Genomic DNA, 8,643 nt, shown 5'->3' with positions numbered 1-8,643 from the left:
GTTCAGGCCTTCGCGAAAGCGCAGCGCCATCTTTTTGAGTGCCTGACGCCAGCTTTCCAGCTCCTGGCGGCTCAACGGCTTGGGCTCATTCTCCTCCACCGCAACCGCCACAATCAGCGGCTGCGTCACATCGCCCTTGGGCACATGGGGGATACGTGGCGGCTGGAACATGTCGGCGTGGGCCTTGAGCAGACGCGCGACCCAACTGTCGGGGCTCTGGGCCATTTCCACCAACTCGGCCAGTTCAGGGATGGCCATGCTTTCCAGCACTTCGCGGTTCATGATCATTTCCGCGCGCGGCGAACCGGCCTGGGGCAAGCGATAGAACCCGGCGATTTCATGGCACAGGCCCAGCAAGGCGCCATACAAGTGGAACAACGCCGCTTCACGCCCCGCCTGGACCAGCGCGATGGCATTCATCTCTTTCCCTTCCTCGGCGCGGCCAAGGGCTTCCAGGGACAAACCCGCGAAGTAAATTTTCTGATTGGTACGGGTATAGAGTTCGTTGGCCATGACGGCAATCTCCACAACGAATAAGCGTGATGCTGGCTGAACAGTGTCACGGATCAGCCGAACGCACTGCAAGCGCAAAAAAAGGCCGCCCATGCAGGCGGCCTTTGTAGTGTGCAGATTAGTCGATCAAGCGCCCTGGCGCTTGTCCTCGACCTTCCACTTGCCGCCGTCGTAGAAGGCTTTCCAGCCCGTAGGCTTGCCGTCCACTTCGGTCTGCACGTACTGCTCCTTGGTCTTGCGGCTGTAGCGGATCACGGACGGGCGACCGTCCGGGTCCTTCTTCGGCGCTTCGCACAGGAAGTGGTACTTAGGATCGATCTCGTCCTTGTGCGGCACGATTTCCTGCACCAACGGCGCACGGGTCTCGCGGTTTTTCGGGAACTGGCTGGCGGCCAGGAACAGCCCCGAAGCACCGTCACGCAGGATGTAGGTGTCGTTGACCTTCTCGCACTTGAGTTCAGGCATCTTCACCGGGTCCATCTTCGGCGGCGCCGCATCGCCACTTTTCAGCAGTTTGCGGGTGTTTTTGCAGGTCGGGTTGGTGCAACCGAAGAACTTGCCGAAACGGCCAGTCTTGAGCTGCATCTCGCTGCCGCACTTGTCGCATTCCAGGCTCGGACCTTCGTAGCCCTTGATGCGGTAGGTGCCTTCTTCGATTTCGTAGCCGTTGCAATCCGGGTTGTTACCGCAGATGTGCAGCTTGTGCTTCTCGTCCAGCAGGTAGGCGTCCATCGCCGTGCTGCAGATCGGGCAACGGTGCTTGCCACGCAATACCAGCGACTCGGATTCACCCTCGTCGTCAGCCGCGATCTCATCACCTGGCACCAGGTTGACGGTGGCCTTGCAGCGCTCTTTCGGCGGCAGGCTGTAGCCCGAGCAACCGAGGAACACGCCGGTGGAGGCCGTACGAATCTGCATCGGACGGCCGCACGTCAGGCACGGGATGTCAGTCATTACCGGCTGGTTGGCACGCATGCCGCTGTCAGGGCTTTCGGCCACTTCGAGCTTTTTCTTGAAGTCGCCGTAGAACTCGTCCAGCACGCTTTTCCAGTCACGCTCGCCCTGGGCCACGTCATCGAGGTTCTCTTCCATGCCGGCGGTGAAGCCGTAGTCCATCAGGTTGGAGAAACTCTCGGACAAGCGCTCAGTGACGATGTCGCCCATCTTTTCCGAGTAGAAACGACGGTTGTGCAGCGCGACGTAGCCACGGTCCTGAATGGTCGAGATGATCGCCGCATAGGTCGAAGGACGACCGATGCCGCGTTTTTCCATCTCTTTCACCAGGCTCGCTTCCGAATAACGCGCTGGCGGCTTGGTGAAGTGCTGGGACGGGTCGAGCTTGATCAGCTTCAACGTGTCGCCTTGGGCCATGTCCGGCAGCACATCGTCGTCGCCAGGCTTGGCGATTTGCGGCATCACACGGGTGTAGCCGTCGAACTTGAGAATACGACCCTTGGCACGCAGCTCGAAGTCGGAAGCCGCCACACTGACGGTAGTAGACAGGTATTGCGCCGGCAGCATCTGGCAAGCCAGGAACTGGCGCCAGATCAGCTCGTAGAGGCGCTCAGCGTCGCGCTCCATGCCGCTCAGCTTGCTTGGCTCGGTATTGGCGTCGGAAGGACGAATCGCTTCGTGAGCCTCCTGCGCGCCTTCCTTGCTGCTGTAGACGTTCGGGTTCTCCGGCAGGTACTTCTTGCCGAACTCGCTTTCAATATACGTACGCGCCATCGCCACCGCGTCTTGCGACAGGTTGGTGGAGTCAGTACGCATATAAGTGATGTAGCCGGCTTCGTACAGACGCTGGGCCATCATCATGGTTTTCTTCACACCGAAGCCCAGGCGGTTACTCGCGGCCTGTTGCAGGGTGGAAGTGATGAACGGTGCCGACGGCTTGCTGCTGGTCGGCTTGTCTTCGCGCTTGACGATGCTGTAGCTGGAAGCCTTGAGCTTCTCCAGCGCGGCCATGGCCTGGGCTTCGTTCAGCGGCTTGAAGGCCTCGCCTTTCTCGCGGGCCACTTCAAAGCGCACATTGTTGCCCTTGGCGGTGCCAAGGTCGGCGTGGACTTCCCAGTATTCTTCGGGGTTGAACGCACGAATCTCGCGCTCACGCTCCACCACCAGTTTTACCGCGACCGATTGCACACGGCCGGCGGACAAGCCACGGGCGATCTTCGCCCACAGCAGTGGCGAGACCATGTAGCCCACGACGCGGTCGAGGAAACGACGGGCCTGTTGGGCATTGACGCGATCGATGTCCAGTTCGCCCGGCTTGGAGAAGGCTTCCTGGATGGCTTTCTTGGTGATTTCGTTAAACACGACACGCTTGTAGCGGCTGTCGTCACCACCGATGGCTTCCCGCAGGTGCCAGGCAATGGCTTCCCCTTCGCGGTCCAAGTCGGTTGCGAGATAGATGGTGTCAGCATCTTTGGCGAGCCGGCGCAGCTCTTCGATGACCTTTTCCTTGCCTGGAAGGATTTCGTACTTGGCCTTCCAGCCATGATCCGGGTCCACACCCATGCGGGAGACCAGCTGCTTGCGCGCTTTCTCTTTAGGGGTGAGCACCGGACCTTCGCCCGCAGCCGCCTTGCCGCGCTTGGCGGCTGGCTCCTTGCTGGCGCTAGCCGAACCGCTGGTGGGCAGGTCTCGGATATGGCCGATACTCGACTTCACCACGTACTCGTTACCCAAGTACTTGTTGATGGTCTTGGCCTTAGCCGGGGATTCCACAATGACCAGCGATTTGCCCATGGATCGGAAAATTCCTGAATTCGAGAAGTGAAAGGCAGTTGGCGCCTGTCGCGGCAACGCTATATATAGTGGCAACAAGGTGAGGTCAAGCGCAGCATTCTGCGCGGCCTGTCGTTATTGCCCTGAAAAAAGACTGGGTTCGGCCTGGACCAAAGCAAAGCGCGGGACCTGCTCGCCGTCAACTTCGACGGTCTCCAGGAACATGCTCAAGGGACGTACCCAAAAGCCGTAATCGCCATACAGTGCTTGGTAAAACACCACTTCCTCTTCGGTCTCGGAGTGCCGCGCCACGTTAAAAACGCGGTACTGCGGGCCCTTATAATGTTGGTAGAGCCCGGGTTCGACTTTCATGCTCTGGCCCTCTTACAAAATTTGTTGAAAAAAAATATTAAAAATGCCAAAAAACAAAAACCGGGGCACTGGGCCCCGGCTTCCGTCAACCCAACGCTTAGATGCGTTCGAAGACGGTGGAAATGCCTTGGCCGAGACCAATGCACATGGTTGCAACCCCAAGGTTGCCGCCATTTTGCTTCATCACGTTAAGCAAAGTGCCGGAAATACGTGCACCGGAGCAACCGAATGGGTGGCCCAGGGCAATCGCACCGCCGTGCAGGTTAACCTTCTCGTTCATCTTGTCGAGTACTTTCAAATCTTTCAGCACTGGCAGGGCCTGTGCGGCGAAAGCTTCGTTGAGCTCGAAGAAGTCGATATCGGAGATGGTCAGGCCTGCGCGCTTCAAGGCTTTTTGTGTGGCCGGTACTGGACCATAGCCCATGATTGCCGGGTCCACACCCGCCACGGCCATCGAACGGATCACGGCCATTGGCTGGATACCCAGGTCCTGGGCACGCTGCGCCGACATCACGATCATGCACGAGGCACCGTCGGTGATTTGCGACGAAGTGCCGGCTGTCACGGTGCCGCCCTTTGGATTGAAGGCAGGCTTGAGAGCCGCCAGGCTTTCCAGGGTGGTATCCGGACGAATGGTCTCGTCGTAGTCGAACAGTTTCAGGAAACCGTTCTCGTCATAGCCGTTCATCGGGATGATTTCATCCTTGAACTTGCCTTCCACGGTCGCCTTGTGAGCGAGCTGGTGGGAGCGCACGCCGAACGCGTCCTGGGCTTCGCGGGTAATGCCGTGCATTTTGCCGAGCATTTCTGCGGTGAGGCCCATCATGCCCGAGGCTTTTGCCGCGTACAGGGACATGTGCGGGTTAGGGTCGACGCCGTGCATCATGCTGACGTGGCCCATGTGCTCCACGCCGCCGACCACGAACACATCACCGTTGCCGGTCATGATCGCTTGGGCGGCAGTGTGCAGCGCGCTCATCGACGAGCCACACAGGCGGCTGACGGTCTGGCCGGCTGCCGTGTGCGGGATCTGGGTCATCAACGACGCCATGCGCGCGATGTTCCAGCCCTGCTCCAGGGTCTGGTTGACGCAGCCCCAGATCACGTCTTCGACTTCGTTCGGGTCAACCTTGACGTTACGTTCCAGCAGCTTGCTGATCAGGTGCGCCGACATGTCTTCGGCGCGGGTGTTGCGGTGCATGCCGCCCTTGGAGCGGCCCATCGGCGTACGACCGAAGTCGACGATCACGACGTCTCTTGGATTCAAGCTCATAAATATTCTCGCTCTAGTCGTCTGGGCACTTAACCGAAGAAGCTCTGGCCATTCCTGGCCATCTCACGCAGCTTCGCGGTCGGGTGGTACAGCGGGCCCAAATCAGCGTATTTGTCAGCCAGGGCAACGAACTCGGCCACACCGATCGAATCGATGTAACGCAGTGCACCGCCACGGAATGGAGGGAAACCAATACCGTACACCAAGCCCATATCGGCTTCGGCGGCGGTTTCAACGATGCCATCTTCCAGGCAACGCACGGTTTCCAGGCACAGGGCGATCATCATCCAGTTGATGATGTCCTCATCGGACACCTCACGCTGCTCGTAGATGACCGGCGCGAGTACTTCGTGAACCGACGGGTCGGCCACTTTCTTCTGCTTGCCCTTCTTGTCGGCCTCGTAGGCGTAGAAACCCTTGCCGTTCTTCTGGCCCAGGCGCTTGGCCTCGTACAGCGCGTCGATCGCCGAGCGGCGGTCGTCTTTCATGCGGTCCGGGAAGCCTTCAGCCATCACGTCACGACCATGGTGGCCGGTGTCGATGCCGACCACGTCCATCAGGTACGCCGGGCCCATTGGCCAGCCGAATTTTTCCATGACTTTGTCGATGCGCACGAAGTCCACACCGGCGCTGACCAGCTTGGCGAAACCGCCGAAGTACGGGAACAGCACGCGGTTGACCAGGAAGCCCGGGCAGTCATTGACCACGATCGGGTTCTTGCCCATTTTCTTGGCGTAGGCAACGGTGGTGGCCACCGCCTGCTCGCTCGACTTCTCGCCACGGATCACTTCCACCAGCGGCATCATGTGCACCGGATTGAAGAAGTGCATGCCGACGAAGTTTTCCGGACGCTTGAGGGCCTTGGCCAACAAAGTGATGGAAATGGTCGAGGTGTTGGACGCCAAAATGGTGTCTTCTTTCACATGGCCTTCAACTTCAGCCAGTACCGCTTGCTTGACCTTCGGGTTCTCAACGACCGCTTCAACCACCAGGTCGACGTGGCCGAAATCGCCGTAGGACAGCGTAGGACGAATGCCGTTAAGCACTTCAGCCATCTTCGCAGCAGTCATGCGACCTTTATCAACGCGACCCACCAGCAGCTTGGCGGCTTCAGCCAGGCCTTGCTCGATGCCGTGTTCGTTGATGTCTTTCATCAGGATCGGCGTGCCTTTGGACGCCGACTGATAAGCGATACCGCCGCCCATGATACCGGCGCCGAGTACGGCAGCCTGTTTCACGTCTTTGGCGATTTCGTCGTAGGCCTTGGCCTTTTTCTTCAGTTCCTGATCGTTCAGGAACAGACCGATCAAGCTCTGCGCGGCAGAGGTCTTGGCCAGTTTAACGAAGCCGGTAGCTTCGATTTCCAGGGCTTTTTCGCGACCGAAGTTCGCAGCCTTCTGGATGCTCTTGATCGCTTCAACCGGCGCCGGGTAGTTCGGGCCGGCTTGGCCTGCCACGAAACCTTTGGCGGTTTCGAACGACATCATTTGTTCGATGGCGTTGAGCTTGAGCTTTTCAAGCTTCGGCTGGCGCTTGGCCTTGTAGTCAAATTCGCCGCTGATGGCGCCTTTGATCAGGTTCAGGGCAGCTTCGGCCAGTTTGTCCGGGGCAACCACAGCGTCGACGGCACCGACTTTCAGCGCGTCTTCGGCACGGTTTTCTTTACCGGCGGCGATCCACTCGATGGCGTTGTCGGCACCGATCAGGCGCGGCAGGCGGACGGTACCGCCAAAGCCCGGATAGATGCCCAGCTTGACTTCAGGCAGGCCGATCTTGGCAGTGGCCGACATCACGCGGAAGTCTGCCGCCAGACACATTTCGAGGCCGCCGCCCAGCGCGATGCCATTGATCGCGGCAACGGTTGGCACGTTGAGGTCTTCGAAATCGCTGAAAATCTTGTTGGCTTCGAGGTTGCCAGCCACCAGCTCGGCATCGGGCAGCTTGAAGTTGTCGACGAATTCGGTGATGTCAGCGCCGACGATGAACACGTCCTTGCCGCTGGAGACGATCACGCCCTTGACCGAAGCATCTGCTTTGATGGTGTCTACGGCCTGACGCAATTCATTCAGGGTTAGACGGTTGAACTTGTTGACGGACTCACCCTTGAGGTCGAATTTCAATTCGACGATGCCACTTTCAAGAGCCTTAACCGTGATGGCTTTACCTTCGTAAATCATCAACTGATCTCCACGATATGGAAGCTGAACAGTACACACTGGACGCTGGCCTCTGGTTGGACATTGATTATTGGGTCAATGCTCATGCCAATCCGCCAGGCACACCCGCCAATGCGCTAGTCGGGGTTCTGTATGAGCGGTCTGACAGACAAACGCTCAATTCATACGCCCGTTTGATTTGGGTACGCCACCTTCATCCAATTCCGGGCAATTGTCAATCGCTCGAAAGGCTAGGAAAAACGCGACTTTCCAGTCATTTCAGAACCTCAACCCTAGGCCCGCGCCTGATCGATATTCAAGTATTCATGAAATCAATAATAGAAAAATTGTAGGAAAGGGCTGTACAGAACGGGATATACCGCTAGGCTAGCGACAACCGTAAAGCGACTGGATGAACATCCGACGCGAGGGAACACAGAATTACCGGCCTGCCTGGCCAACTCCAGCCCGATGATGATGTCGGGCTTTTTATTGCCTGGCGTTTAAGGCCGAGGCATCAGGCCAGGGCCTTGAGCAGCGTATCAATCGCCTTCAGCACACTCGCCTCGCCCTTCTCGCCCCAGTACAGGGCGATCATTTGCTTGTCGGCCTCGACCTTGTAGACGTTGGCCGGCAGTGTCGCAAAATGCGGCAACAACTTTTCATCCACGCACACTTCGCGCCATTGGTTGACCCACACCCCAGGCTCCAACTGCCAGTAACTCCAGACCGCCGGCGTGCTGCCGCGCCGTGGCCGGCAATACTGCGCACACGGGCTCGGCGGCTCCTGCTTGAGCCAGTAGGGCCACTCCTGAGGTGACAGCTGCATCGCCAAGCCGATGCGGCGCGCTTCCATGCGCAGGGCCATGCGCCCACTCTGATGGCGCGACGGGCGCAGCCATGCCAGGGGGCTCAGAACCACCAGAAGGATTGACACCACTATCCAGACCGTCATATGTGTACTCCCGAATTTCCAGATGAGCGGATTTGATCTGACGCAACCCCATCCGCTTGAAAGCAGCCATACTGAATTTATTGCAGTCCCCTGGAGGAACGCGCCATGCCCAACGAATATTCCTACAAACATATCTTGGTCGCTGTCGATCTGACCGAAGAGTGCGACCCAGTGATCAAGCGCGCGCAGGCTTCAGCAATCGCCAACGGCGCCAAGCTGTCGCTGGTGCACATCGTCGAGCCTATGGCCATGGCCTTTGGTGGCGACGTCCCCATGGACCTCTCCCAACTGCAGCAGCAGCAGTTCGACCAGGCCAAAGAGCGGCTTGAACGTTTGATCCTCAAATACCCTGAAGTGACCAAGGAAAATTCCCACCTCACTTACGGCCAACCGCGCCAGGAGATCCATCACCTGGCCAAGGAACAGCATTGCGACCTGATCGTGGTCGGCAGCCATGGTCGTCACGGCCTGGCGTTGCTGCTGGGTTCTACCGCCAATGATGTGCTGCACGGCGCGCCGTGCGATGTGCTGGCGGTGAAGCTGGTCAAAGACACCAGCAAGTAAGGCCGATGAAGATCTGATGTGGAAGCTGGCTTGCCTGCGATATCGGTAAGTCAGCCAGCAAATGTATCAACTGACAGGCAGCC

Annotated in this window: 7 protein-coding genes; 1 reads left to right on the top strand and 6 read right to left on the bottom strand. The window is 58.5% G+C overall.

Translation table 11 applies throughout. From position 1 onward, the window contains the following. The 6 genes from WBB95_RS11020 to WBB95_RS10995 form a co-directional block, all read right to left on the bottom strand. A partial coding sequence (locus WBB95_RS11020; protein ID WP_424487619.1) for a DUF6586 family protein occupies nucleotides 1–513 on the bottom strand: 513 nt, incomplete at its 3' end. 126 nt (nucleotides 514–639) lie between these two features. Next, a complete protein-coding gene (topA, locus tag WBB95_RS11015; protein WP_424487618.1) occupies nucleotides 640–3,261 on the bottom strand; it encodes a type I DNA topoisomerase in 2,622 nt (873 codons plus the stop codon). A 114-nt stretch (nucleotides 3,262–3,375) separates the two neighbouring features. After that, nucleotides 3,376–3,612 (bottom strand): DUF1653 domain-containing protein, encoded by a 237-nt coding sequence (locus WBB95_RS11010; protein ID WP_021490990.1) that lies wholly within the window; start codon nucleotides 3,610–3,612, stop codon nucleotides 3,376–3,378. 97 nt (nucleotides 3,613–3,709) lie between these two features. After that, on the bottom strand, nucleotides 3,710–4,885 hold the full coding sequence (fadA, locus tag WBB95_RS11005; RefSeq protein ID WP_017137418.1) for an acetyl-CoA C-acyltransferase FadA: 1,176 nt from the start codon (nucleotides 4,883–4,885) through the stop codon (nucleotides 3,710–3,712). A gap of 29 nt (nucleotides 4,886–4,914) precedes the next feature. Next, nucleotides 4,915–7,062, bottom strand: a complete 2,148-nt coding sequence (gene fadB / locus WBB95_RS11000; protein ID WP_424487617.1) for a fatty acid oxidation complex subunit alpha FadB — start codon at nucleotides 7,060–7,062, stop codon at nucleotides 4,915–4,917. A gap of 496 nt (nucleotides 7,063–7,558) precedes the next feature. Then, nucleotides 7,559–7,996, bottom strand: coding sequence for a hypothetical protein (locus WBB95_RS10995; RefSeq protein WP_424487616.1), 438 nt, complete (start codon nucleotides 7,994–7,996; stop codon nucleotides 7,559–7,561). 105 nt (nucleotides 7,997–8,101) lie between these two features. Here WBB95_RS10995 and WBB95_RS10990 point away from each other — a divergent pair, with 105 nt between their 5' ends. Beyond that, entirely contained in the window at nucleotides 8,102–8,560 is a 459-nt protein-coding gene (locus WBB95_RS10990) for a universal stress protein (RefSeq protein ID WP_424487615.1), read from the top strand. Nucleotides 8,561–8,643 lie beyond the last annotated feature (83 nt).

This window comes from Pseudomonas sp. (assembly GCF_049645325.1).
Taxonomy (GTDB): domain Bacteria; phylum Pseudomonadota; class Gammaproteobacteria; order Pseudomonadales; family Pseudomonadaceae; genus Aquipseudomonas.
Note: the sequence above shows the minus strand (reverse complement) of the source record. Positions and strands in the feature narration are given on the sequence as shown.

Coding starts and splice junctions, on each gene's coding strand:
- topA (WP_424487618.1), bottom strand. CDS start 3,261: ATGGGCAAATCGCTGGTCATTGTGGAATCCCCGGCTAAGGCCAAGACC.
- WBB95_RS11010 (WP_021490990.1), bottom strand. CDS start 3,612: ATGAAAGTCGAACCCGGGCTCTACCAACATTATAAGGGCCCGCAGTAC.
- fadA (WP_017137418.1), bottom strand. CDS start 4,885: ATGAGCTTGAATCCAAGAGACGTCGTGATCGTCGACTTCGGTCGTACG.
- fadB (WP_424487617.1), bottom strand. CDS start 7,062: ATGATTTACGAAGGTAAAGCCATCACGGTTAAGGCTCTTGAAAGTGGC.
- WBB95_RS10995 (WP_424487616.1), bottom strand. CDS start 7,996: ATGACGGTCTGGATAGTGGTGTCAATCCTTCTGGTGGTTCTGAGCCCC.
- WBB95_RS10990 (WP_424487615.1), top strand. CDS start 8,102: ATGCCCAACGAATATTCCTACAAACATATCTTGGTCGCTGTCGATCTG.